We start from the raw sequence: 23,577 nt of genomic DNA on the forward strand, positions 1-23,577 counted from the left end.
GCGCAGCCCGGCGCAGCCTGCGCTGCCAGCTCTTCGCCTCCGCCTGCTACGTCGGCGGCGGCCTCGGCGGGGCGGCCGCCGCCGGCACGGCCGGCTCGGCCTGGGGCGTCGCCGCCGCGACGCTGACCGCCTCGGCCGTGTGGTGGCTGCAACTGCGGTCCGCCCTGCGCGAGCGCCATCACCACCCTGTTCCCGAAGTGAGGACCACATGACCGCGCACCCCAGGCTGAGCATCGGCCTGCCCGTCCACAACGGCGAGGAGTACCTCGCCGAGTCGCTCGACGCCCTGCTCGGCCAGACCTACGAGGACTTCGAGCTGGTCATCTCCGACAACGCCTCGACCGACGGGACCCAGGACATCTGCCACCGGTACGCCGAGAAGGACTCGCGCATCCGGTATCTCCGGCTGCCCCGGAACATCGGCGCGGCGCCGAACCACAACTACGTGTTCACCGAGTGCCGCGGCGAGCTGTTCAAGTGGGCCTCGCACGACGACCTGTACGCCCGCACCCTGCTGGAGCGCTGCGTGGAGGCGCTGGACGAGCGGCCCGAGGTGATCCTCGCCCACGCCGACCAGGCGGTCATCGACGAACGCGGCCAGGTGAAGGTCCCGTACCCGTACACGCTGGCCACCGCCTCCCCGCACGCGCCGGAGCGCTTCCGCAGCATGCTGTTCGAGCCCGGCGGCGACGACTTCTACGGGGTGATGCGGGCCGATGTGCTGCGCCGGGTGAAGCCGCACGACAGCTACCACCACGCGGACCGCACGTTCGTCACCGAGATCGGCCTGCACGGGCCCTTCCACCAGGTGCCGGAGCTGCTGTACTTCCGCCGCGACCACCCCACCCGCGCCGAGCGGGCGAACCCTTCCAAGCGCTCCCGGTGCGTCAACCTGGATCCGCGCCGGGCGGGCCCGCTGCACCCGACGCCCCGGCTGCTCGCCGAGTACGTCTGGGGCTTCGTCGCGGCGGTCCGGCGGGCGCCGTTGTCCTCCGCCGACCGGCGCGCGTGCTACCGCCACCTGGCCGCATGGATGGCCAGCCGGGCCCGGCCGGGCGCCGGCGAGCGGGTCGAGGACCGCGCCCCGGTCGACCCGGCCCTGCTCACCGTCTCCGTCGACGCCCTGGTCGCCGGGCGTGAGGGGAGGCAGGGGTGACTGCGGTACGGGTCGGGGTGTTCGGCCTGCTCGGCTCGGGCAACCTCGGCAACGACGGATCGCTGGAGGCCGTGCTCGGGTACCTGCGCGCCGAGCACCCGGAGGCGGTCGTGGACGCGCTGTGCGGCGGACCCGAGGTCGTCGCGGCCCGGTACGGGATCCCGGCGACGCGGCTGCACTGGTACCGCGGGGAGTACCGGACCGCGTCGCGGGCTGGCGCGATCGCGGGGAAGGGGCTGGGCAAACTCGTCGACGCCGTCCGCACCGCCGCCTGGGTGCGCCGGCACGACGTGGTGATCGTGCCGGGCATGGGCGTCCTGGAGGCCACGCTGCCGCTGCGGCCGTGGGGCTTCCCGTACGCGCTGTTCCTGCTCTGCGCGAGCGGCCGGCTGCTGGGGACCCGGGTCGCGCTGGTCGGCGTAGGCGCGGACGCGATCCGCGACCGGCCGACGCGGGCCCTGGTGCGCCGGGCGGCACGGCTGGCCGCGTACCGGTCGTACCGGGACGCCCTGTCCCGCGACGCGATGCGGGCGATGGGCGTGGACACGGCGCGCGACGAGGTCTACCCGGACCTCGCGTTCGCCCTGCCGATGCCGTCGTCGAGCCGGCCACCGGGTCCGCCGGGCCCGGTCTGCGTCGGCGTCATGGACTTCCACGGCGGCAACGACGACCGGGCCGCGGCCGAGGAGATCCACCGGCGCTATCTGGACGGGACGACCCGGTTCGTCCGCGCACTGGCCGAGGAGGGCAGGCCGGTCCGGCTGCTCACCGGCGACGCGTGCGACGCGCCGGTGGTCGCCGCGATCCTCGACGCGGTGGACTCGCCGCTGGTCACCGCTGCCGAGGCGGTCTCGCTGGCCGACCTGATGAAGGAGACGGCGGCCGCCGACACCGTGGTGGCGACCCGCTACCACAACCTGGTCTGCGCGCTGAAGGCCGGCACGCCGACGCTCGCGCTCAGCTATGCGGCGAAGAGCGACGCGCTCATGGCCCGGATGGGGCTGGGCGCCTACTGCCACCCGGCCCGCGAGGTCGACGCCGACCGGCTGCTGGAGCAGTTCCGGGCGCTGGAGAAGCAATCGGCGGAATTGCGCCGGACCCTCACCGAGCGCAACCGGATCGCCGCCCGGCAACTCGCCGACCAGTTCACCGCCTTGACCGCCGCCCTGTTCCCGGCAGCCGACCGTACGCCCGCCCGCACCCGGCAGGAGACTCCGTGAAAGCGACCGAAGTGCCGGCGATCGCCGGCGCGTACCTGTTCGAGCCGACGCCGTACGCCGACGAGCGCGGCTTCTTCTGCCGTACCTTCGACGCGGACGTGGTCCGCTCGGTGGGCCTGGACCCGGATGCCTTCGTCCAGGACAGCATGTCCCGCTCGGTCCGCGGGGTGGTGCGCGGCCTGCACCTGCGCTCCGGCGCCGGCGAGGCCAAGCTGGTGCGGTGCTCGTACGGGAGGATCTTCGACGTCGTCGTGGACCTGCGGCCGGACTCGCCGACCTACCTGGGCCGGGCCTTCTTCGAGCTGTCCGGCGAGACGCAGGTGACCCTGTACATCCCGGCGGGGTGCGCGCACGGCTTCCAGGCCTTGACCGAGGCAGCCGACACCTCGTACCGGATCGACCGCCCGCACGATCCGGCCGAGGACGTGACGATCGCCTTCGACGACCCGGAGCTCGCCATTGCGTGGCCGCTGCCGGTCACCTCGATGTCCCGGCGGGACCGGGAGGCGCCGAGCCTCGCCGAGGTCCTGAAGCAGAAGGAGAGCTGAGGCAGGCGTGGACACCAACGAGTTCGAGCTCCCCCGGTCGCGGACGGCGAACGAGCGGCTGCACGCCATGGTCCCCGGGGGCGCGCACACCTACGCCAAGGGCGACGACCAGTACCCCGAGAACCTGGCCCCGGTCATCAGCCACGGCCGCGGTGCCCACGTGTGGGACGTCGACGGCAACCGCTACATCGAGTACGGCTCCGGCCTCCGGTCGGTCAGCCTCGGCCACGCCCACCCCCGCGTGATCGAGGCGGTACGCCGCGAACTCGACCGCGGCAGCAACTTCGTACGGCCGTCCGTCGTGGAGGTCGACGCCGCGGAACGCTTCCTGGCCACGGTGCCGACCGCCGAGATGGTGAAGTTCGCGAAGAACGGCTCCGACGCCACCACCGCCGCGGTGCGCCTCGCCCGCGCCGCCACCGGGCGCCCGCGGGTGGCCGTCTGCGCCGACCATCCGTTCTTCTCCGTGGACGACTGGTTCATCGGCACCACACCGATGTCCGCGGGTATTCCGGCGGCGACCACCGACCTCACCGTGTCCTTCCCCTACGGGGACCTGGCCGCCACCGAGGCACTGCTGAGCCGCCACGAGGGCGAGATCGCCTGCCTGATCCTCGAACCCGCCACCCACACCGAGCCCCCGCCCGGGTACCTCGCCGGCCTGCGCGAGCTGGCCGACCGGCACGGCTGCGTGCTGGTCTTCGACGAGATGATCACCGGCTTCCGCTGGTCCGAGGCGGGCGCCCAGGGCCTGTACGGCGTCGTCCCCGACCTCTCCACGTTCGGCAAGGCGCTGGGCAACGGATTCGCCGTCTCCGCGCTGGCCGGGCGCCGCGACCTGATGGAGCGGGGCGGGCTGCGCCACACTGGCGACCGGGTGTTCCTGCTGTCCACCACGCACGGAGCGGAAACGCACTCGCTGGCCGCCGCGATGGCCGTGCAGACCACCTACGTCGAGGAGGGCGTCACCGCGCGCCTGCACGCCCTCGGCGAGCGGCTGGCCGCCGGCGTCCGCGACGCGGCAGCGAGCATGGGCGTGGGCGACCACGTCCTCGTCCGGGGCCGGGCCAGCAACCTGGTCTTCGCCACCCTCGACGAGAACCGGCAGCCGTCGCAGCAGTACCGCACCCTGTTCCTGCGCCGGCTCCTCGCGGGCGGGGTGCTGGCTCCGTCGTTCGTGGTGAGCAGCGCGCTCGACGACGCCGACATCGATCACACGGTCGACGTGGTGGCCCAGGCATGTGCGGTGTACCGGAAGGCACTGGACGCCGCCGACCCCACCCCCTGGCTGGCCGGACGACCGGTGAAGCCGGTGTTCCGCCGCTTGGCGTGAGGCGGGGCGTCATCATATGACGTGACGTCAGCGCCCTTCCCGCCGACCGGCGTCGGCCATCACGTCGACCGTCCGGTCGGACGTCCCATCGGCCGTCCGGTCGGCCGTCCGGTCGGCCGTCCGGTCGGCCGTCCGGTCGGCCGTCCGGTCGACCAGCCACGCGGTCGCCGGTATCGCCGCCAGCGCGGTGCACCAGCCGCCGAGGACATCGGTCGGGTAGTGCGCACCCAGGGCGACCTGCGCCCAGCCCATGGCGGCGCCGGCGACCAGCGCCGCGCCGAGCACGAGTGACATGCCGGCCGTCCTCCCGAGGCCGAGCCGGCCGGTCGCGAGCAGCGCCGCCACGAGGGCGAGCGCGGTGAGGAAGGCGGTGTGCCCGCTCGGGTAGGACAGGTTGTCGGCGCCGTGGATGGTGCGCCCCACCAGAGGCTTCATCAACGTCGCCGCACCGACGGTGACACCGGCCCCGGCGACGAGGAACACCGCCGCGCGAGGACGCCGCAGCAGCAGGCAGCCCGCCACAGCGGCCACGACCAGCACCGCCGCTCCGGCGGGCTCCCCCAAGAAGTCCGCAGCCAGGGCGACTCGACGCCACGGCTGCGGCTGCACACCCTCCACCGCCGCCCCGATCCGCGCGTCCGCCGTGCCGGGCTCGCTGTCGTCGGCGTACCGGACCCCGAGCCCGGCGACCACCAGCGCGGCGAGGGCCGCGATCAGCCCGAGCCACCCGCGCAGTTGCGGGGGCAGCACCCCGTGCGCCGACGACCGGCCGGTCACCCGCCCACCGCGTCCGGTCGGCCTGAACCTTCATCCATTTGGACCACTCTGGCACACGGCATGGGCGCCGTCTCCACGAAGTGCGGAAACGGCCCGTCGTGCCGCTCAGCGGTCTCCGTGGTCGCGCGCGAACGCCTCGAAGGTCTGTCGCACGGTTCCCCGGGTGTGCAGGAAGCGCTGGTCGAGGATGAGCGCGAGGTCCTCCAGCGCCACGCGCAGTACCGCCGCCGAGAGACGGACGTCCGGATGGCGGGCCCCCGCCGCACGGTCCGCCAGGTTCTCGGCGTACGCGATGTTGCGGGCCAGGGAGGTCCGGTCGTCGCCGTCGTGGAAGTAGTAGGACTCGGCGTACTGCATCAGGTCCACCGAGATCACGCTGATGCCCGCGGCCAGGCTGTCGAGGATCGCCGCTCCCGCGTCCGCGTCGAGTTGTTCCGTCGTCGGGTGGGTGCGGGAGAGGTGGGACAGGCGCAGTGCCAGCGCCCTGCGGCGGGCGAGGGCCGGATAGATGCCCAGCGTCCACGCAACCGTCGCGCTGAGGAGGGCGAACCCCACGAGTGCTTCCAGGGGAGCCAGGACCCGCAGCCAGCCTTCGCCCGGTGCGATGTCCCCGAGGCCGAGGGTCGACACCGTGACCAGGGAGACGTAGAGCGCGTCGATGAACCGCGCGTGCTCGGCGGGAGCGAGGCCGGCGGTGTAGGTGAACCCGTCCGGCATCTGCTGCGAGTAGACCAGGGCCCAGCCCACGGCCACGGTCAGCGTCCATACCGCGACCACCGCCACCATCGCCAGGGGGCCCGTCAGCCCCGAGGCCCGTCGGCCGGCGGGCAGTCGCGCGGACAGCCGCCACAGGCCCATCATGAGCAATCTGCTCAGACCGCCGTGGCGCGTGGGGTGCCACAGGGTGTGGAACACATCGCGCAGGACCAACAGCACCAGGACCGCACCCAGAAGGCTGAGCAGCCAGTCCATCGCACTCCCTTCCTCCGCTCCGGCGAGTGGGCTCAGTCCGGCTCCATGTACGGGCGGCGGAAGACCGGAGCCTGGCCGGTTCCCCAGGGACGTACGGCTGCCAGTGCCTGCACGACCGCGGATTCGAGAGAGCCGCTGGTGTCGATCGTGACGGCCTCCGTCCACGGTGGTTCCTCGGCTGCCATGGCCCTGGCGACGGCCGGGTCGGCGTCGGACGCGCCCGGGGGCCGGGTGCCGATCCGGGCCTCCGCCACACTGCCGGGAACCTCGCAGTGGAGTGCCACGAGGTCGGCGTCGGCTCGTTCGGCCATGCGGAGGGCGGCGTCGCGTTGTTCCGCATCGGACCAGGTGGCGTCCAGCACGACCGACTCGCCGGAGGACAGCAGGGCCGCCGCGCGGTCGAGGAGGGCGGCGTACGTGCCGGCGGTCCGTTCGGGTGCGTACAGGCCCTCGCCGTAGCCGGCGGCCGCCGGCTGCTCCGCGGGGATGCCCGCCAGTTCCTTGCGGATGCGGTCGCTGCTGAGCAGCGTCACGCCGAGGCGGTCGGCGAGCGCTCCGGAGAGTGTGGACTTCCCGCTGCCCGGCAGCCCGCCGACGAGGGTCAGGCAGACGGCGGAGGTACGCAGGTGGCGCAGTGCGGTCGAGACCAGCCGCCGCGCCGCCGCCTCCAGGCCCGGGGCTCCTTGGCGTGCCTGGATCAGGGAGACCTTGGCGCGCACGAAAGCGCGGTAGGCGACGTAGTGGTGCCACAGGGAGGGGGGTGCGGGGTCGCCGGAGTATTCGCCGTACGCGGCGAGGAAGTACGACGCGGCCTCGGGAGCTCCGAGCTGCTCCAGGTCCATGGCCAGGAACGCCGCGTCGTCGAGGCCGTCGACGTGGCGGAGGTTGCCGTCGAATTCGAGGCAGTCGAGGATGCGGGGGCCGTCGTCGAGGCAGAAGATGTCGTCGGCGAGCAGGTCGCCGTGGCCGTCGACGATCCGCCCCTGCTCGATCCGGGCGTCGAACAGCTGTTTGCGGCCGGCGAGGTAGCGGCGCACCAGCCGCTCGGTCTCGGCCAGGCCGTCGGGCAGGTGCTCGGCGTCGACCAGCTCACGGACCTGCGCGAAGCCGGCCTCCCAGCGCGCCGACAGCGCATCCCTCGTGCCCTGTTCGTCCACGTGCGGGCCACGGACCGCGCCGGCGTGGTGCGCGGCGAGCCGGCGGGCGACGTCCCTGAGGCAGCCGTCGACCGTGACGCCTTCGCGTACCAGGGTGGACAGCCGGCGGTCGGCCGGCATCCGGCGCATGACGACGAGCGGCTCCGGCGCCTCGGCGGCGGGGCCGCGGATCTCTCCGACGCCGAGGTAGACGTCCGGCGCGAACTGCCGGTTGAGGGCGACTTCCTGTTCGCAGGCCTCCCGGCGGGCCGCCACGGTGGTGTGGTCCAGGAACTCCAGGTCGACCGGCTTCTTGAGCTTGTAGGCGCGGTCACCGACGAAGAACACGACCGCGGTGTGGGTCTCGCGCACCTCCGCCCGCTGCGGCGCGGCGGAGTCGGGGCCCGTGGCCGTACGGAGCGCCGACGCGTCGGAATGGTACGCGGGCCCGCGCGGCTCCCCGGAGTGGTCGGGCTCAGTCATGGGGGACGACGGCGACGGGGCAGCGCGCGTGGTGGATGGCGGCCTGGGCGACGGAGCCCAGGCGCGGTGCCAGGGGTGGACGGTGTCTGCGCCGGCCGACGACCAGCAGTCCGGCTCCGTCCGCAGCCCGTGCCAGGGCCCTGGCGGGGCTTTCGAGGGCGACGGTGTCGGACACGTCGACCTGCGGGAACTTCTCGCGCCACGACTGGAGGGCCTCGCCCAGCCGCTTGCGGGCATCCTGCTCGATCTCTTCGGTGACGTCGTGGTCCACGCCCCACGGCGTGTAGGCGTGCACCGGCAGGCTTTCGCCGTGGACGGCCCGCAGGGGGACGCCGCGCGCGGCGGCGGCTTCGAAGGCGAACGCGAGCAGGTCGTCGCACGGGCCGCGCAGTTTCAACGCCGCCACCACGCCGCCCGGCGAACCCGGTGCGGGTGGCGGTCCGTCCCTTCGCGCCCCGGCACGGACCAGGACGACCGGTCGCTCGGCCCGGGCCACGACGGGTGTGCTGATGTCGCCCAGGAAATAGCTCTCCACGAGCTCCAGCCCCCGCGAACCGAGCACCGTCATCTCGGACTCGGATGCCGCGCGGAGCAGGGCCTCCTGGGCGTCGTCGGCGACGAGCTCACCGACGACCGTCAGTCCGGGGTGGGTCACCTGGAGCTCTGCCCGGGCCTTGTGCACGAGCTTCTTCGCCCAGTAGTTCTGGTCGATCTCCGCGGGGACGCGCACCGGTTCCGGAGCCAGCATGGGCCAGGCGTGGAGCAGACGCAGGGTGAGCCTGCGCCGGTCGGCCTCGTCGGCGGCCCAGCGGGCAGCGGCAAGGCTCTCCGCTGAACCGTCGAGGCCCACGGTCACGACGGGTTCCATGGCGACAGCCTCCTCTCGCGACAACCTCTGGGCCATCACAGTGCACGAATCGCCTGTCCACGCGGAGCAGGCGCACCGGAAGGAGGTGCGGACCGCCCGCCCCGGCCCGATCATCGACCCGAGGCCGCTCCGCGGCCCGCCCGCGAGCCCATCGACCAGGACAAGACGGTGTCGCCGCTGAGCGGCCTTCGCAGAGGGAGTCAGGGACCGATGGAGGCATTCACCCGTACGGCGGTCATCGGGGTCGGCAACGAGTTCCGCAGGGACGACGGGGTCGGGTGGGTCGTGGTCGGGTTGCTGAGGGACCGGGCTGCGCAGCGGCGGCTGCCCGCGGGCACCGTTCTCGCACAGTGCGACGGGGACCCCGGGCGGCTGATCGGGCTGTGGGAGAACACCGGCCTGACGGTCGTCGTCGACGCCTGCTTCCTCCCGCCGGCGTCAGCGCGGCCGGGGCGGACGCGCCGGTGGGACTGCGCCTCGGGCGACGCCCTGCGCACGGCCGCCCCGGGCAGGCACAGCACGCACGGCCTGGGACTCGCCGAGGCCCTGCGGCTCGGCGACGCGCTCGGGCGTGGTCCCGGCCGTCTGATCGTGTACGCGGTCGAGGGAGCGGACCGTTCGACGGGCGTGGGCCTCACCCCGGCGGTGGCCCGCGCGGTTCCGCGGCTGGTCCGGCGGATCGAGGCGGACATCGCACAGCACGGCGCGTCGTCGGGCGGCGGCCGCGCCCGGCCCGGCCCGCCCGGCGGGACTCGCCGGGCGGCGTTCGCCGCCCGGAGACCGCCCGCCTGACACCCTGTCGTCAAGCGGTCGCACGCCGTCGTCCGGCTTCGGCGCGGTGACCGTGCCGGATGCATCGCACCTGCGCCTCCCCCGGCCGGGGGCGCGGAGGAGAGGGCGGACCATGGGTGATCCCGACCCCGAGGGAACCGGCCGGGTTACCGGCAGCAGGGCCGAGGCGGTGCTGGACCGCGACGGTCTGGACGCGCTCGTACGGGCCCTGAGGCGCCACGGCCGTACCGTGATCGGCCCGACCGTGCGTGACGGGGCGATCGTTCTCGACGAGCTGGACTCCGCCGCCGCGCTGCCGTACGGGTGGGGGGTGGAGCTGGAGGCGGGCCGGTACCGGGTCCGCCGGCGCGACGACGGGGCCGCCTTCGCGCACAGTGCGGGACCGCAGTCGTGGAAGTCGTTCCTGCACCCCGAGCGGGTCCGCCAGTGGTCCGCGGACCGCCGGCCCGGTGGCGAACTGACCGTGCGCGAGGAGCGGCCGGAGCCCGTCTCGTACGCGTTCCTCGGCGTCCGGCCCTGCGACCTGCGCGCCATCCGGATCCTGGACCGGGTCATGTCCGGTGGCCGGTACAAGGATCCCGCCTACCTGTCCCGGCGGACGGGCGCCTTCCTGATCGCGGTCGAGTGCACCGAGCCGGGCGCCACCTGCTTCTGCGTCTCGATGGGTACGGGACCGGCCGCGGACGCCGGGTACGACCTCGCGCTCACCGAGGTGCTGGACGACGACGGCCACCGTTTCCTGTGCCGCAGCGGGAGCGAGGAGGGAGCCGCGGTCCTCGCGGACCTCCCCGGCCGCGCCGCCGACGACGCCACCCGTACCGCCGCGGCCGATGGCGTGCGCGAGGCCGCCGAGCGCATGGGGCGGTCCATGCCTCCGGTGGACCTGCGCACGCTGATGCGGGACACCCTGGAGGCGGACCGCTGGGACGACGTCACGGCCCGTTGTCTGAGCTGCGGCAACTGCACCATGGTCTGCCCCACCTGCTTCTGCACCACCACCGAGGACGTGACCGACCTGACCGGCGACCACGCCGAGCGGTGGCGCCGCTGGGACTCCTGCTACGACCTGGACTTCTCCCTCCTGCACGGCGGCCCGGTCCGGGCCACGCCCCGCAGCCGCTACCGCCAGTGGCTCACCCACAAGCTGGGCACCTGGCACGACCAGTTCGACAGCTCCGGCTGCGTCGGCTGCGGCCGCTGCATCGTCTGGTGCCCCACCGGCATCGACCTCACCGAGGAGGCCCACGCCCTGCACCAGGAGGCCACCCGGCCGGTGAACGCGCCATGACCACGGATCCGGACGGGCCCGGCGACGACGGCCTGCTCGCCGCTCTGCCGGCGGAGGAGCGCGAACGGCTGATGGCCCTGGCCCGCGACGCCGTCCTGCCGGCCGGTACGCGGGTCTTCGAAGAGGGCGAGGAGGCGGACCGCTTCTGGATCGTCCGCTCGGGCACGGTCGCGCTCGACGTCCAGGTGCCCGGCCGGGGAGCCGCGGTCGTCGAGACCATCGGCCCGGGCGGCTTGCTCGGCTGGTCGTGGTTGTGCCCGCCCCGGCGGTGGCACCTCGGCGCCGAGACCCGGGAACCCACCCGCGCCTGGGAGTTCGACGCCGCCGCGGTACGCGACCTGTGCGCCGAACGGCCGGTGCTCGGCCTGGCCCTGGTCACCCTCGTCGCCGAGACCATCGGAGAACGGCTCAGGGCCACGCGTACCCGGCTGCTCGACCTGTACGGGCCGCAGGAGAGCGGGCGCACGCCGTGACCCTGACCCCGCTCCCCTACCGCGTCGTGGACCGCCGGGAGGAGACGCACGACACGGTCACGCTCACGCTGGAGCCGGTCGGCGCGCCGCTGCCCCCCTTCACCCCGGGCCGGTTCGCGATGCTGTACGCGTTCGGCGTCGGGGAGGTCCCCGTCTCGGTGTCCGGGATCCTCGACGGCCGGCGGCTGGCCCACACGGTACGGGCCGTCGGTGCCGTCTCGCGCGCGCTGTACGACCTGGGGCCCGGCGCACAGGTGGGGGTCCGCGGGCCCTTCGGTACCGGCTGGGACACGGCGGCCGCCCGCGCCCGCGACGTGCTCGTCATCGCCGGCGGCATCGGACTCGCGCCACTGCGCCCCCTGATCCACGCCGTGCTGGCCGAGCCCGAGGCGTACGGACGGCTCAACGTCCTCGCCGGCGCCCGGACCCCTGCGGATCTGGTGTACCCGGACGAGTTCTCCGCCTGGCGCCGGCCGTTCGCGGCCGGCACCGTCGACCGGCCGTCCGGTGACTGGGCCGGCAGGGTCGGAGTGGTCACCTCGCTGCTCGGCGAGGCCCGGTTCACCCCGGCGGACACGACGGCCTTCGTCTGCGGCCCCGAGGTCATGATCCGCGCGACCGCGCGTGCCCTGGTCCACCGGGGCGTGCACCCCGCCCGCGTCCAGGTCTCCCTCGAACGCACCATGCGCTGCGCCACGGGCCACTGCGGGCACTGCCAGCTCGGCCCTCTCCTGCTCTGCCGCGACGGCCCGGTCGTCGGCTACGACCAGGCCGAATCCCTGCTCGCCGTCCGGGAACTGTGAGATGAACGCCTCCGACCCACCCCGGCAGTCCGCCCGTCCCCGACTGGGCGTCTTCAAGTTCGCCTCGTGCGACGGCTGCCAGCTCACGCTGCTCGACTGCGAGGACGAACTGCTCGGCATCGCCGCCGAGCTGGAGATCGTTCATTTCGCGGAGGCGTCCAGTGACGCCGCACCGGGCCCGTACGACCTCGTCCTCGTCGAGGGGTCGGTCAGCACCCCCGAGCATGTGGACCGCATCCGGCGCATCCGCGCCGACTCCCGCCACCTCGTCACCATCGGCGCCTGCGCCACCGCCGGAGGCGTCCAGGCCCTGCGCAACTACGCCCACGTCGAGGAGTACCTGGCGACCGTCTACGCCCGCCCCGACTACATCGCGACCCTCGCCACCTCCACGCCCGTCTCCGCCCACGTACCCGTCGACTTCGAGCTGCGCGGCTGCCCCATCGACCGCGGCCAGCTCCTGGAGGTCGTCACCGCCTTCCTCGCCGGACGCAAACCCGGCATCCCGAACCACAGCGTCTGCTTCTCCTGCAAGCGGCGCGGCACCGTATGCGTCACCGTCGCCCACGGCACACCCTGCCTCGGCCCCGTCACCCACGCCGGCTGCGGAGCCCTGTGCCCGGCCTACGGACGCGGCTGCTACGGCTGCTTCGGGCCGGCCCGGACCACGAACCTGCCCGCGCTGGTCCCGCTCCTGCACCGCGACGGGATGGACGACGAGGACGCCGCCAGGTTCCTGCACACCTTCAACGTGGCCGCCTTCAGCGCCGTGGAAGAGCAAGGGCCCGGTGCGACGGGCGCGGAAGGAGCGCGGTGAGCGAGCCCACGCCCCGGTCCCGGGTCCTGCGCGTCCCGGCCCTCACACGGGTCGAGGGCGAGACCGCGCTCCATCTGCGTATCCATGACGGCACGGTCACCGAGGCACGCCTGGCGATCTACGAGCCGCCGCGGTTCTTCGAGGCCTTCCTCCGCGGCCGGGCCCATACCGAGCCCCCCGACCTCACCTCACGCATCTGCGGGATCTGCCCCGTCGCCTACCAGATGAGCGCCTGCCGGGCGATCGAGGACGCCTGCGGTGTCACCGTCGACGGACAACTGGCCGCCCTGCGCCGCCTGCTGTACTGCGGTGAATGGATCGAGAGTCAGACGCTGCACATCCACCTGCTGCACGCACCGGACTTCCTCGGCCACGACGACGTGATCGGGCTGTCCCGCACGCACCGGGAGCACGTCGAACGCGGACTGCGCCTGAAGCAGACCGGCAACGCGGTGGTCGAACTGCTCGGGGGCCGGGCGATCCACCCCGTCAATGTCCGCCTCGGCGGTTTCCACCGCACCCCGACCCGGGCCGAACTCCGGCCCCTGGCGGAGCGCCTGCGTACCGCCCTGGACGACGCGTGGGACACGGTGCGCTGGGTCGCCGGATTCGACTTCCCCGAGGCGGAGTGCGACGCCGACTTCTTCGCCCTCGCCGAAGCCGGTACGTACGCCATCGAGTCCGGCATCCCCACCGTGCTCCGTCACGACGAGCCCCTCGCGCCGCGCGGCTTCCCCCTGCGGGACTTCTGCGGCCATGTCACCGAGGCGCAGGTGCCGTACTCCACGGCTCTGCACTCCCGGCTGGACGGCCGCCGGCATCTCACCGGATCCCTGGCCCGCTGGGCCATCAGCGGACACCTGCTCTCCCCCACGGCCCTGGAAGCGGCCCGGGAGGCCGGACTGGGCGAGCCGCCGCCTGCCGGCGGGGCGGCCGGCACCGGGCACGGCGCCGTCTGCCGGAACCCCTACCGCAGCATCCTCGTGCGGGCGGTGGAGGTCCTGTACGCCGTGGAGGAGGCGCTCCGGATCATCGGCGCGTACGAGCGGCCCGGCCGCCCGTACGTGGAGGTGCCTGCGCGTGCCGGTACCGGACACGGCGCCACGGAGGCACCGCGCGGCCTGCTCTACCACCGCTACGCGCTCGACGATGCCGGCCGCGTCACCGACGCCGTCCTCGTGCCGCCGACCGCCCAGAACCAGGGCGCCATCGAGGAGGACCTGCGCCGGGCCGTCCAGGCCGGGCTCGACCGCGGAGTGGAGTCCGAGGCGGAGCTCACCCGCCTGTGCGAGCGGTCCGTCCGCAATCACGACCCGTGCATCTCGTGCTCGGCCCACTTCCTGGAACTCGACATCGAGCGGACGCCCGGGGGCCCGCCGCGGCTCCGCCGCGCTGGGGCACGGACACATCCCGATACTGGGAAGCAGAACGCCGTGGTACCGGGGAGGTGACCGCCGTGATCCCGATGGTGCTGGGCGCGCGCATGGACGGTGCGGCGAAGGAGGCGGGTGCACTGGACCTGGTCGTCCCGCTGGGGCGCCTGGGGCGGGCGGATCCGGACGTCGCGGGCGGGAAGGGTGCGAACCTCGGGGAGCTGGTCCGGGCCGGCTTTCCGGTGCCTCCCGGGTTCGTCGTGACGACGGCGGCGTACCGGCCGCCCGATCCCGGCCCGCTCAGGGCGGCCGGTCCGGGGGCGGTCCGCGAGGCCGTCGTGAGGGCCGGGCTGCCGGACGACGTGGCCGACGCGGTGTGCGCCGCGTACCGGGATCTCGGCGGCGCGGTGGCGGTGCGTTCGAGCGCCACGGCGGAGGATCTGCCGCAGGCGGCGTTCGCCGGCCAGCAGGACACGTTCCTGGGCGTCGTCGGGGAGCAGGACGTCCTTGACGCGGTCGTCCGCTGCTGGGCCTCCGTGTGGACCGACCGGGCGGTCGACTACCGCTCCCAGCACGGCATCGACCACGGCCGGGTCAGGATGGCGGTGGTCGTGCAGCGCATGGTGGACGCCGACTTCGCGGGAGTGGCGTTCACCAGCGACCCCGTCACGGGCAACCGGCACACGCTGGTCGTCGACGCGAGCCCGGGGCTCGGCGAGGCGGTGGTCTCCGGGCTGGTCTCCCCCGAGCACATCGTGGTCGACACACGGCGCCCGAAAGTGGTCCGCCGCACCGCCGGACGTCACGAAGTCGTGGTGCGGTCCCGGCCTGGCGGCGGCACCGAGCAGGTCACCGAGCAGGTCACCGGCCAGGTCACCGGGCCCGGTGCCGCCGGCCCGGCCCTGCCCGCCCCGGCGGTGCGGCAGCTGGTCCGCGTCGCCAAGGACGTCGAACGCCACTTCGGCCGGCCGCAGGACATCGAATGGGCCTGGGCCGACGGGCGGCTGTACGTCCTCCAGACCCGCCCGATCACCGCGCTGCCCGAGCGGACGGGCCTGGCCGGGCTGCCGGTCCGCGTCCGGCGGACGGTGAGCGCGATGCTCCGCGAGGTCCTGCCGGTCCGGCCCTACCCGATCGACATGACGGCATGGCTGGGCCCGCTGATCTCGCTGCTGGACAAGGCCGTCGAAGCGACCGGCATCGTCTACCCCCCGGCCTCCCGGATGTTCATCGAGGAAGGCGGCGTGGTCGTCCGCGTGGAGATGCCGCTCCCCCGCCCCACCCCGCGGCTGCTGACGGCGCCCGTCCGCCTCGTACACGCGGCCCGCCGCCGGGACCCCGCCCTGTGGAGGTCCGATCCGGTCATCGAGACCATGCGCGCACGCGCGGACGAGCTTCGCGCGCGGGACGTCGAGGGATGTTCCTGGCCGGAACTCACCGCCCTGCTGAAGGAAGGGCCCCGCATCGCCGCACCGCTGCTGGAACTCCGGCTGCGCTATTTGCCGCGCACCCTGCTGGCACTGGCGGCCCTGTACGCCTCGCTCTGCCTGCTGCGGCGGCGTCGGCTCACCGGTGCACTCCTCGCCGGGGTGGACACCCTGACCGCCGATGCGAACCGCGCGCTGGAGGACCTGGCGAGCGCGGTCCGGGCCGACACGGGGCTGTGGGAGGCCTTCGCCCGGCGCACCGCCGACGAGTTGTGCGAGGCCCTGCACACGGGCATGCGGGAGACGGCTCCCGGCTTCGTGTCCGGCTTCGACGCCTTCCTCGACGCGTACGGGCACCGGGACACCGTGTCACCGCTGCTGCTCACGCAGGGCACGTGGCGCGACCGGCCGGACATCGTCCTCGGCATGCTCCAGAGCCTCGCCTCCCAGGCCCCGCCGCCGCCCGGACCGGGGCCCGGCGAGCAGACGGAGCAGGCCCTCTTGCAGCATCCCGTGCTGCGTCTGGGGCCGGAATCGCTCCGGTCGGCCGTGGGGGTGCTGCTCCGGCAGGCACGCTGGTTCCAGCAGATCCGCGACGACACGCGGTTCCTGGCGATGCTGCCGCTGCCTGCGATGCGGCAGGCGCTGGTGGAGATGGGGCGGCGGCTCGTCGCCGCCGGGGTGCTCGACACGACCGAGGACGTCTACCACCTGCGGCTCGACGAACTCGACGGCATCGGTACCTGGCCGCCCGGCCCACGGCTCGCCGCCGAGCTGCGCGAGCGGGCATCGGCTCGCAAGGCGCGGCGCGCCGGCCTCGCCCGGACACCACTCGTCCCGCCGGCCCCCGCACAGCCGCTCGGCCTGACCCGTGCCGAGGTTCTGCTGCGCGGGGTCCCGGGCAGTGCCGGCACCGCGCAGGGTCCGGTCCGGGTGGTCCACGGTCCGGACGGATTCGCCGCTCTCCGGGGCGGCGACGTGCTGGTCGCGGCCTATACGAGTCCTGCCTGGACGCCTCTCTTCCGCCGGGCGGCGGCCGTCGTCACCGACACCGGCGGCGTGGCCTCCCACGCCGCGATCGTCGCCCGCGAGTACGGCATCCCGGCGGTCATGGCCACCGTGGACGCGACCACGCGGCTGAGCGACGGTCAGAGTGTCCTCGTCGACGGCGATCGCGGACTGGTCCTCCGGCCGCCTGGCCCTGGGTGGGCGGCGTCCGCTCTGCCGTAGCCACCGCCGCCGGGGGTCCGCAGGACGAACACGTCCCCCGCGCGCACCTCGACGGAGTCGCAGCCCGCCATCGGTACGACGGTGCCGTCCGCCCGCTCGACATGGTGGACGCCGAGCGCGCCCGGCTCCCCTCCCGCCATCCCGTACGGCGGTACGCGCCGGTGACCGGAGAGCACGCTGACCGTCATCGCCTCGCGGAAGCGGATCCGGCGCACCACGCCGTCGCCGCCGTGCCAGCGGCCCGCACCGCCGCTGGCGGCGCGTACGGAGAACTCCTCGACGAGGACCGGCAGGCGCAGCTCCAGCACCTCCGGGTCGGTCAGGCGGGAGTTCGTCATGTGCGTCTGCACGGCCGATGCCCCGTGGAATCCGGGTCCGGCTCCCGCGCCCGAGGCGACGGTCTCGTAGTACTGGTGGCGCTCGTTGCCGAAGGTGACGTTGTTCATGGTGCCGCTGCCCTCCGCCTGGGCGCCGAGCGCCGCGTAGAGGGCTCCGGTGACGGCCTGGGAGGTCTCGACGTTGCCCGCGACGATGGCGGCGGGCGGTTCGGGGGCGAGCATCGAGCCCGGCGGGGCGACGATGCGCAGCGGCCGCAGGCAGCCGTCGTTGAGGGGGATGTCCTGGGCGATCAGTGTGCGGAAGACGTACAGCACGGCGGCCGTGACCACCGAGGTGGGCGCGTTGAAGTTGGAATCGAGCTGGGGCGATGTGCCGGTGAAGTCGACGGTCGCGGAGCGCTGCTCGCGGTCCACGGTGACGCGGACGGCGATCACGGCGCCGGAGTCGGTCTCGTAGCGGTACTGCCCGTCGGCGAGGGTGTCCAGGGCCTGGCGGACGGCGTCCTCGGCATTGTCCTGGACGTGCCGCATGTACGCCTGCACCACGTCGAGGCCGAAGTGGCGGATCATGCGGTCCACTTCCTCGACGCCCTTGGCGTTGGCGGCGATCTGGGCCCGCAGGTCGGCGAGGTTGGTGGCGGGGGCGCGGGAGGGGTAGCGGGCCTCGCCGAGCAGGGCCAGGGTCTCGGCCTCGCGCATCCGGCCGTCCTGGACCAGCAGCCAGTTGTCGAACAGGACGCCCTCCTCGTCGATACGGCGGCTGCCGGCCGGCATGGATCCGGGGGCCAGGCCGCCGATCTCCGCGTGGTGGCCGCGGGAGGCGACGAAGAACAGGATGCGCTCCTCGTGGGCGGTGCCGCGCTCCCCGAACACCGGGCTGATCACGGTGATGTCGGGCAGGTGGGTGCCGCCGTGGTACGGGTCGTTGACCGCGTAGGCGTCGCCGGGCCGCATGGTCCCGGCGCGGCGGTGGACGATCTCCCGGACGGCGGTTCCCATGGAGCCCAGGTGGACCGGGATGTGAGGCGCGTTGGCGACGAGGTTGCCCTCGGGATCGAACAGGGCGCAGGAGAAGTCCAGCCGCTCCTTGATGTTGACGGACTGGGCGGTGGCCGCGAGGCGGGCTCCCATCTGCTCGGCGACGGAGACGAACTGGCTGTTGAAGATCTCCAGCATGACGGGGTCGGCGCGGGTCGCCACCTCCACGGGCGCGGGGGCGGTGACCCGTTCCATGCGCAGGTGGCCGAGCTCGGTGACGGTGGCCTCCCATCCGCCGTCCACCACGGTGGTGGCGTTCGCCTCGGTGATCACGGCGGGCCCGCGGACCACCGCGCCCGGCCCCAGCCGCTCGCGTTCGCGCAGCGGTACGGTCCGCCAGGCCCCGTCCGTGTGGAGGCGCGTCGTGGGGGCGGCAGCGTCGCCGTACGTCGTCCCGGCGGGTGCGAGGTGCCGGAGGTCGGGCTGCGGTGTCAGCCCCCGGGCCTCGGCGGAGAGGGAGTCGACGACCACGGGCCGGTCGAGCAGGAACGAGTAGAGGGCGCGGTGGCGCTGGGCGAACTCCCGTTCCATGGCAGGGGCTTCGGCCAGTCGCACCGTGACCGGCGTGTCGGTGCCGTCGTAGCGCAGCCGGGCGGTCCGCGTGACACGGACGGAGTCGTCGGGCACGTCCTCGTCGTGCAGCACGGCGCGGGCGGCGGCCTCGAGTTCGTCGGCGGTGGCGTCGACCGTCGCCATGTTCGCCTCGTCCAGGGGGAGTTCGACGGAGCGTTCGCGTACGGTCGTCACGTCGGCGAGGCCGATGCCGAGCGCGGACAGCACCCCGGCCAGGGGCGGCACCAGTACGGTGCGGATGCCGAGCGAGTCCGCGACGGCGCAGGCGTGCTGGCCGCCGGCACCGCCGAAGGTCGTCAGGGCGTAGCCCCGGATGTCGTGACCGCGCTGCACGGAGATGCGTTTGACGGCGGCGGCCACGCCCGCCACCGCGACCTGGAGGAAGCCCTCGGCCACTTCTTCCGGGGTCCGCCGGTCGCCGGTGGCCTCGTGGATGCGGGTGGCCAGCGCGGCGAACTCACGCCGTACGACGGCGTCGTCCAGCGGCTGGTCGCCTCCGGGCCCGAAGACGTGCGGGAAGTGGGCGGGCGAGATCCGCCCGAGCATCACGTTGGCGTCGGTGACCGTCAGCGGTCCGCCGGCGCGGTAGCAGGCGGGGCCGGGGTGTGCGCCGGCGGAGTCCGGGCCGACGCGGTAGCGCCCGCCGTCGAAACGCAGGACGGAGCCGCCGCCGGCGGCCACGGTGTGGATGTCCAGCATCGGCGCCTGGAGACGGACCCCGGCGACCTGGGACACCGACACACGCTCGAACTCGCCCGCGTAGTGCGAGACATCGGTGGAGGTGCCGCCCATGTCGAACCCGACGACGCGGTCGTGCCCGGCCTGCCGGGACAGCCGGGCCATCGCCACGATGCCGCCGGCCGGGCCCGAGAGCACGGCGTCCTTGCCGCGGAAGTGGCCCGCCGCGGCCAGCCCCCCGTTGGACTGCATGAACAGCAGCCGGATGCCGTCGAGCTCGTGCGCCACGTGGCGCACGTACCGCCGGAGGACCGGGGAGAGGTAGGCGTCGACGACGGTGGTGTCACCGCGCGGTACGAGTCTGGTGAGCCGGCCCGTGGTGGAGGACAGGGAGATCTGGGGAAAGCCGAGGCCGGCGGCGAGCTCCCCGATCGCCTGCTCGTGCGCCGGGTGCAGGGCGCTGTGCAGGCAGACCACGGCCACGGCGCGGACACCGTCGTCGTACGCACGCCTGAGGTCGGCGGCGAGCGCATCGAGGTCGGGCGGGCGGAGGACCTCGCCCTCGGCCGTGACCCGTTCGTCGACCTCGACCACGCGCTCGTACAGGGCGTCGGGCAGCACGATCTCGCGGGCGAAGAGGTGCGGGCGGTTCTGGTAGCCGATCCGCAGGGCGTCGCGGAAACCACGGGTGATGACGAGGAGCGTGCGTTCGCCCGTGCGCTCCAGCAGGGCGTTGGTCGCCACGGTCGTCCCCATGCGCACGCTGTGCACCGCATCTGCGGGGACGGGCTCGCCCGGGGCCAGTCCCAGCAGGGTTCTGATGCCCTCGACGGCCGCGTCCCGGTGGCGGCCCGGCATCTCGGAAAGAAGCTTGAGGCTCCGCAGGCGCCCGTCCGGCATACGGGCCACCACGTCCGTGAACGTACCGCCCCGGTCGACCCAGAACTGCACACCGGAGCGGGTGCTGGAGGACATCCGCCTCCTCCTTCCAGGACGGAACGTCAGCGGGTGGTACGAGTGCCACGTCGAACTCCTCGTCAGGGAGGCGCCCTCTACCGGGCCGGGCGCGTGCCCCTGGGCACGAGCGGCCGTCCCTGCCCGCGTACCCGCCACCCTGGTGCATTCTCACGCGCCCCGGCCGCCCCGACCCGTCGGCGCGCCGCCCGCCCGCCCGGGTCGCGTACTGCTGAAGGCACCGCCGCCGGGTCCGGCAGTCGGCCGTGGTCCGCGTGCGTCAGCGGCGCGTCAGCGGTTCCCGGTGGTGCCGGGGGCGAGGGAGTCGGCGACGTAGGCTTCGAGGTCGGCGTTCCCGGGTGCGGGCTCCAGCATGTGGCGTACCCAGGCCTCGCGTTCGTGGCGCAGGGGCGCCAGCTCCCAGACGCAGCCGATGAACGAGCGCTCCAGCCGGACGAAGTGGGTGGGGTCGTGGTCCGGGCAGCCGAGGACGGGCTGGCCGGCGGCCCCGCCCGCGAAGTGCAGGACGTTGTCCCAGACCCAGCTGTAGACGTTGAGGTAGGCGCCGTCGTCCCCGCCCCGGTGCAGGACGACGAAGCTGGCCGACGGGGTCCCGTCCGGCTCCGGCAGGGTGCGCAGCAGCTCGGGGAGGAAGCGGTAGGCGGCGGCCTCGACCTCCGGTTCGATCCCGGCGGGGTCGGTGGTGACGTGGTAGCGCTTGATGCGGCGGCCCGCGACCTCGAGGGACGGCGGGACGGTGAGCAGCTTCTCGGTGAAGGTCATGGCTGGACGGTAGGTGCGCTTCACTGACACGGTGTGTCAGTGAAGTCGAGCCGCCTGCTGTCGATCCTGCTGCTGCTCCAGACCCGGGAGCGGATGACCGCCGCCGAGCTGGCGCGGGAGCTGGAGGTGTCCGTCCGGACCGTCTACCGCGACGTCGAGGCGCTGGCCGCGGCCGGCGTGCCGCTGTACGGGGACGCCGGGCACCGCGGCGGCTACCGGCTGCTGGCCGGCTACCGGACCCGGCTCACCGGGCTGAGCAGCGGCGAGGCGGAGGCCCTGTTCCTGTCGGGCCTGCCGGGCCCGGCCGCCGAACTCGGCCTGGGCCGGGCCCTGTCGGCGGCCCAGCTCAAGCTCCGGGCCGCGCTGCCGCCAGCGCTGCGGGACCAGGCGGACCGGATGCGGGCCCGCTTCCACCTGGACGCGCCGGGCTGGTACGCGCGGGACGCGGGGGTGCCGTTCCTCGCCCCGGTCGCGGACGCGGTGTGGCGGGGGCGGGTGCGGGAGGTCCGCTACCGCCGCTGGAAGGAGCCGACGGACGTGGACCGCAGGCTGCGCCCGTACGGCCTGGTCCTCAAGGCGGGCCGCTGGTACCTGGTCGCCGCCGCCCGGCCCCCGGCCGACGCTCAGGGCTCGGGCCGGGGTACGGGCTCCGGCGGGAGTACGGGCTCCGGCCGGGGTCCGGGCTCCCGGGGGCCGCAGGCCGCGCCCGGGCCGGCGCCGCGCACGTACCGCGTCGACCAGATGCTGCGGGTCGCGGTCACCGACGAGGAGTGCGCCCCGCCGGACGGCTTCGACCTCGCCGCGCACTGGGAGCGGGCCCAGGAGGAGTTCCACGCCCGGCTGTACCGGGGAGAGGCCGAGGTGCTGCTGTCGCCGGACGGTGCCGCCCGCCTGCGCAGCGCCGGCGGCGCCGCGCCCACGGCCGTCGGCGCCCCGGAGGCCGACGGCCGCGTCCGTGCGGTGCTGCCCATCGAGTCGCTGGACCAGGCCGAGGCGGCCTTCCTCGCCCTCGGTACGGACATCGAGGTCCTGGCTCCGCCCGAACTGCGCGCCCGCCTCGCGGCGACGGCGGCGGCCCTGGCCGCGCGGTACGGGGCGTAGCGCGCGGCCAGGGCGCCACCCGTCCGGCCGTTCCCGCCGCTGAGCGGGTGTCAGACCGACGGGTTCAGCCGCCGGGTGGAGGGCTGGGTCCCGGCCGGCGGGTCCGCGGGTGCGGCGCCGCGGCGGAGTGCGCTGCCGCGGAGCCAGGTGGCCCAGTCGACGTTCCAGTCGCCGAAGCCGTTGTCGAACGCGGTCATCGGGTCGCCGCCGCTGTTGACGTGCCTCACGACGTCCCCGACGCGCACGGTCTCGAAGAACCAGGCGGCGTCGGCCGTGCTCATGCCGGTGCAGCCGTGGCTGACGTTCGCCTCCCCCTGGGAGTCCACGGACCAGGGCGCGGCGTGCACGTACTCGCCGCTCCAGGTCAGCCGGGTCGCCCAGCGGACCGGCAGGTCGTAGAACTCGGTGGTGCCGCGCCGGATGCCGACCGAGTCCCCGCGCATCCGCACCTGCTGCTCCTTGCGCAGCACGACCTTGACGCCGCTGCGGGTACGGAAGCCGGCCTTGCCGGTGGTGACCGGGATGGTCCGCACGACACGGCCGTTGCGGCGGACGGTCATCCGGTGCGTTTCGGAGTCGGTGACGGCCTCGATCCGGTCGCCGATCGTGAAGTGGACGGGGTCCGACGGGCCGCCGTAGTGGCCGTCGCCGATCTCCACCCCGTCGAGGCCGCTGCGGACGTGGACCTCGGTGTGGGCCGGCCAGTAGGTGCGGGGCCGGTAGTGCAGGGTGGAGGAGTCGACCCAGTGCCAGGCGCCCTCGACCCGGGGTTCGGAGGTCACGCGCAGGGCTCGTTCGACCCGGGCGCGGGCTGCGGGGTCGCTCGCCGGGACGGGCCGGCTGAGTGCGGCGGTGACGATCTGGCCGGCGCCGTACGTGCCCGGCCCGGGCCCGAACGACGCGGTGAGCCGGTCCCCCTCGGCCGCCGGGGCGGTCCGCAGGGCCATCACCGCGCCGACGGTGGTGCCCGACACGTCCTGGGCGCCGACCCGGACGACGTACACCTCGTCGGCCTTGAGGGCCTCGGCGTTGGACCAGATCCGGCCGTCGGCGTCGAGGGCCCCGGCAAGGTGGCGACCGCGGCGGTCCTGGACGGTGACGTCGGTGAGCTGTCCCGGCTCGGCGAGGGCGATCTCCAGCGGGCCGGCCGCGTCGGTGTGCGCGGTGCGGTCCATCCGGCCCACCGGGACCTCTCGGGGTGTCGCCCGCGCGCCCTCCTCCGTGGCCAGGACCAGCTGGGTGTGCAGACCGCCGCGGCAGTCCGCGGAGCGGAGCAGGCCGCCGGCGCACTGCGGCAGCCGCGGGTCGGCCTCGGCGACCGGCGCGACGCCCTCCAGGGCGGTCGCGACGCGCAGCAGGACGGCCGCCTGGGCGGCCGGGGGCCGGTCCTGGCGTTCCCCGTCGGGGGTCCGGTCC

General features: G+C 74.3%; 19 protein-coding genes and 1 pseudogene. 13 read left to right on the plus strand and 7 right to left on the minus strand.

Features of this window, described 5'->3' with window-relative positions; genetic code table 11:
• From GPJ59_RS15535 to GPJ59_RS15555, 5 genes and pseudogenes are all read left to right on the plus strand, one after another.
• Positions 1 to 212 (plus strand): annotated as a pseudogene (locus GPJ59_RS15535) (hypothetical protein); the annotation flags it as partial.
• Positions 209 to 1,156 carry a glycosyltransferase family 2 protein gene (locus GPJ59_RS15540; protein ID WP_219667727.1) on the plus strand — a complete coding sequence of 316 codons (948 nt, stop codon included), beginning with the start codon at positions 209 to 211 and terminating at the stop codon, positions 1,154 to 1,156. The pseudogene GPJ59_RS15535 and the gene GPJ59_RS15540, both read left to right, overlap by 4 nt.
• A complete protein-coding gene (locus GPJ59_RS15545) occupies positions 1,153 to 2,376 on the plus strand; it encodes a polysaccharide pyruvyl transferase family protein (protein ID WP_219667728.1) in 1,224 nt (407 codons plus the stop codon). Before GPJ59_RS15540 ends, GPJ59_RS15545 begins: the two co-directional genes overlap by 4 nt.
• On the plus strand, positions 2,373 to 2,924 hold the full coding sequence (locus GPJ59_RS15550) for a dTDP-4-dehydrorhamnose 3,5-epimerase family protein (protein WP_219667729.1): 552 nt from the start codon (positions 2,373 to 2,375) through the stop codon (positions 2,922 to 2,924). The genes GPJ59_RS15545 and GPJ59_RS15550 overlap by 4 nt, the downstream gene beginning before the upstream one ends.
• A gap of 7 nt (positions 2,925 to 2,931) precedes the next feature.
• Entirely contained in the window at positions 2,932 to 4,257 is a 1,326-nt protein-coding gene (locus GPJ59_RS15555; protein ID WP_219667730.1) for a glutamate-1-semialdehyde 2,1-aminomutase, read from the plus strand.
• Positions 4,258 to 4,284: 27 nt separating this feature from the next.
• On the opposite strand, the gene GPJ59_RS15560 is transcribed toward GPJ59_RS15555, so the two are convergent.
• The 4 genes from GPJ59_RS15560 to GPJ59_RS15575 all read right to left on the minus strand — a co-directional run bounded on the left by GPJ59_RS15560 (position 4,285) and on the right by GPJ59_RS15575 (position 8,493).
• Positions 4,285 to 5,034: a phosphatase PAP2 family protein gene (locus GPJ59_RS15560; RefSeq protein ID WP_219667731.1), complete on the minus strand. Its 750-nt coding sequence runs from the start codon at positions 5,032 to 5,034 to the stop codon at positions 4,285 to 4,287.
• Between the two features lie 105 nt (positions 5,035 to 5,139).
• Positions 5,140 to 6,006, minus strand: a complete 867-nt coding sequence (locus tag GPJ59_RS15565) for a potassium channel family protein (RefSeq protein WP_219667732.1) — start codon at positions 6,004 to 6,006, stop codon at positions 5,140 to 5,142.
• A gap of 32 nt (positions 6,007 to 6,038) precedes the next feature.
• Positions 6,039 to 7,514, minus strand: a complete 1,476-nt coding sequence (locus tag GPJ59_RS15570; RefSeq protein WP_219667744.1) for a bifunctional aminoglycoside phosphotransferase/ATP-binding protein — start codon at positions 7,512 to 7,514, stop codon at positions 6,039 to 6,041.
• A 103-nt stretch (positions 7,515 to 7,617) separates the two neighbouring features.
• A complete protein-coding gene (locus GPJ59_RS15575; protein ID WP_219667733.1) occupies positions 7,618 to 8,493 on the minus strand; it encodes a universal stress protein in 876 nt (291 codons plus the stop codon).
• Between the two features lie 210 nt (positions 8,494 to 8,703).
• Here GPJ59_RS15575 and GPJ59_RS15580 point away from each other — a divergent pair, with 210 nt between their 5' ends.
• From GPJ59_RS15580 to GPJ59_RS15610, 7 genes are all read left to right on the plus strand, one after another.
• A complete protein-coding gene (locus GPJ59_RS15580; RefSeq protein ID WP_219667734.1) occupies positions 8,704 to 9,285 on the plus strand; it encodes a hydrogenase maturation protease in 582 nt (193 codons plus the stop codon).
• 112 nt (positions 9,286 to 9,397) lie between these two features.
• Positions 9,398 to 10,573, plus strand: coding sequence for a 4Fe-4S dicluster domain-containing protein (locus tag GPJ59_RS15585; protein WP_219667735.1), 1,176 nt, complete (start codon positions 9,398 to 9,400; stop codon positions 10,571 to 10,573).
• Positions 10,570 to 11,046 (plus strand): cyclic nucleotide-binding domain-containing protein, encoded by a 477-nt coding sequence (locus GPJ59_RS15590; protein WP_219667736.1) that lies wholly within the window; start codon positions 10,570 to 10,572, stop codon positions 11,044 to 11,046. Before GPJ59_RS15585 ends, GPJ59_RS15590 begins: the two co-directional genes overlap by 4 nt.
• The gene (locus GPJ59_RS15595) at positions 11,043 to 11,849 is read left to right on the plus strand and encodes an FAD/NAD(P)-binding protein (RefSeq protein ID WP_219667737.1); all 807 of its coding nucleotides are present in this window, start codon (positions 11,043 to 11,045) and stop codon (positions 11,847 to 11,849) included. The genes GPJ59_RS15590 and GPJ59_RS15595 overlap by 4 nt, the downstream gene beginning before the upstream one ends.
• A gap of 1 nt (position 11,850) precedes the next feature.
• Positions 11,851 to 12,666: an oxidoreductase gene (locus tag GPJ59_RS15600; RefSeq protein WP_219667738.1), complete on the plus strand. Its 816-nt coding sequence runs from the start codon at positions 11,851 to 11,853 to the stop codon at positions 12,664 to 12,666.
• Complete coding sequence (locus GPJ59_RS15605) at positions 12,663 to 14,117, plus strand: Ni/Fe hydrogenase subunit alpha (protein ID WP_219667739.1); 1,455 nt, start codon at positions 12,663 to 12,665, stop codon at positions 14,115 to 14,117. The genes GPJ59_RS15600 and GPJ59_RS15605 overlap by 4 nt, the downstream gene beginning before the upstream one ends.
• Complete coding sequence (locus tag GPJ59_RS15610; protein ID WP_219667740.1) at positions 14,114 to 16,696, plus strand: PEP/pyruvate-binding domain-containing protein; 2,583 nt, start codon at positions 14,114 to 14,116, stop codon at positions 16,694 to 16,696. The genes GPJ59_RS15605 and GPJ59_RS15610 overlap by 4 nt, the downstream gene beginning before the upstream one ends.
• On the opposite strand, the gene GPJ59_RS15615 is transcribed toward GPJ59_RS15610, so the two are convergent.
• Entirely contained in the window at positions 16,615 to 20,298 is a 3,684-nt protein-coding gene (locus GPJ59_RS15615) for a hydantoinase B/oxoprolinase family protein (RefSeq protein WP_219667741.1), read from the minus strand. The genes GPJ59_RS15610 and GPJ59_RS15615 overlap by 82 nt on opposite strands.
• A gap of 270 nt (positions 20,299 to 20,568) precedes the next feature.
• Complete coding sequence (locus GPJ59_RS15620) at positions 20,569 to 21,060, minus strand: hypothetical protein (protein ID WP_219667742.1); 492 nt, start codon at positions 21,058 to 21,060, stop codon at positions 20,569 to 20,571.
• A 39-nt stretch (positions 21,061 to 21,099) separates the two neighbouring features.
• On the opposite strand from GPJ59_RS15620, the gene GPJ59_RS15625 reads away from it, so the two are divergent.
• Positions 21,100 to 22,161 (plus strand): helix-turn-helix transcriptional regulator, encoded by a 1,062-nt coding sequence (locus tag GPJ59_RS15625; protein WP_219667743.1) that lies wholly within the window; start codon positions 21,100 to 21,102, stop codon positions 22,159 to 22,161.
• Positions 22,162 to 22,211: 50 nt separating this feature from the next.
• Here GPJ59_RS15625 and GPJ59_RS15630 read toward each other — a convergent pair.
• A partial coding sequence (locus GPJ59_RS15630; protein WP_374200856.1) for a L,D-transpeptidase occupies positions 22,212 to 23,577 on the minus strand: 1,366 nt, incomplete at its 5' end.

It is taken from the genome of Streptomyces bambusae (assembly GCF_019400985.1).
In the GTDB taxonomy this organism is placed as follows: Bacteria; Actinomycetota; Actinomycetes; order Streptomycetales; family Streptomycetaceae; genus Streptomyces; species Streptomyces bambusae_A.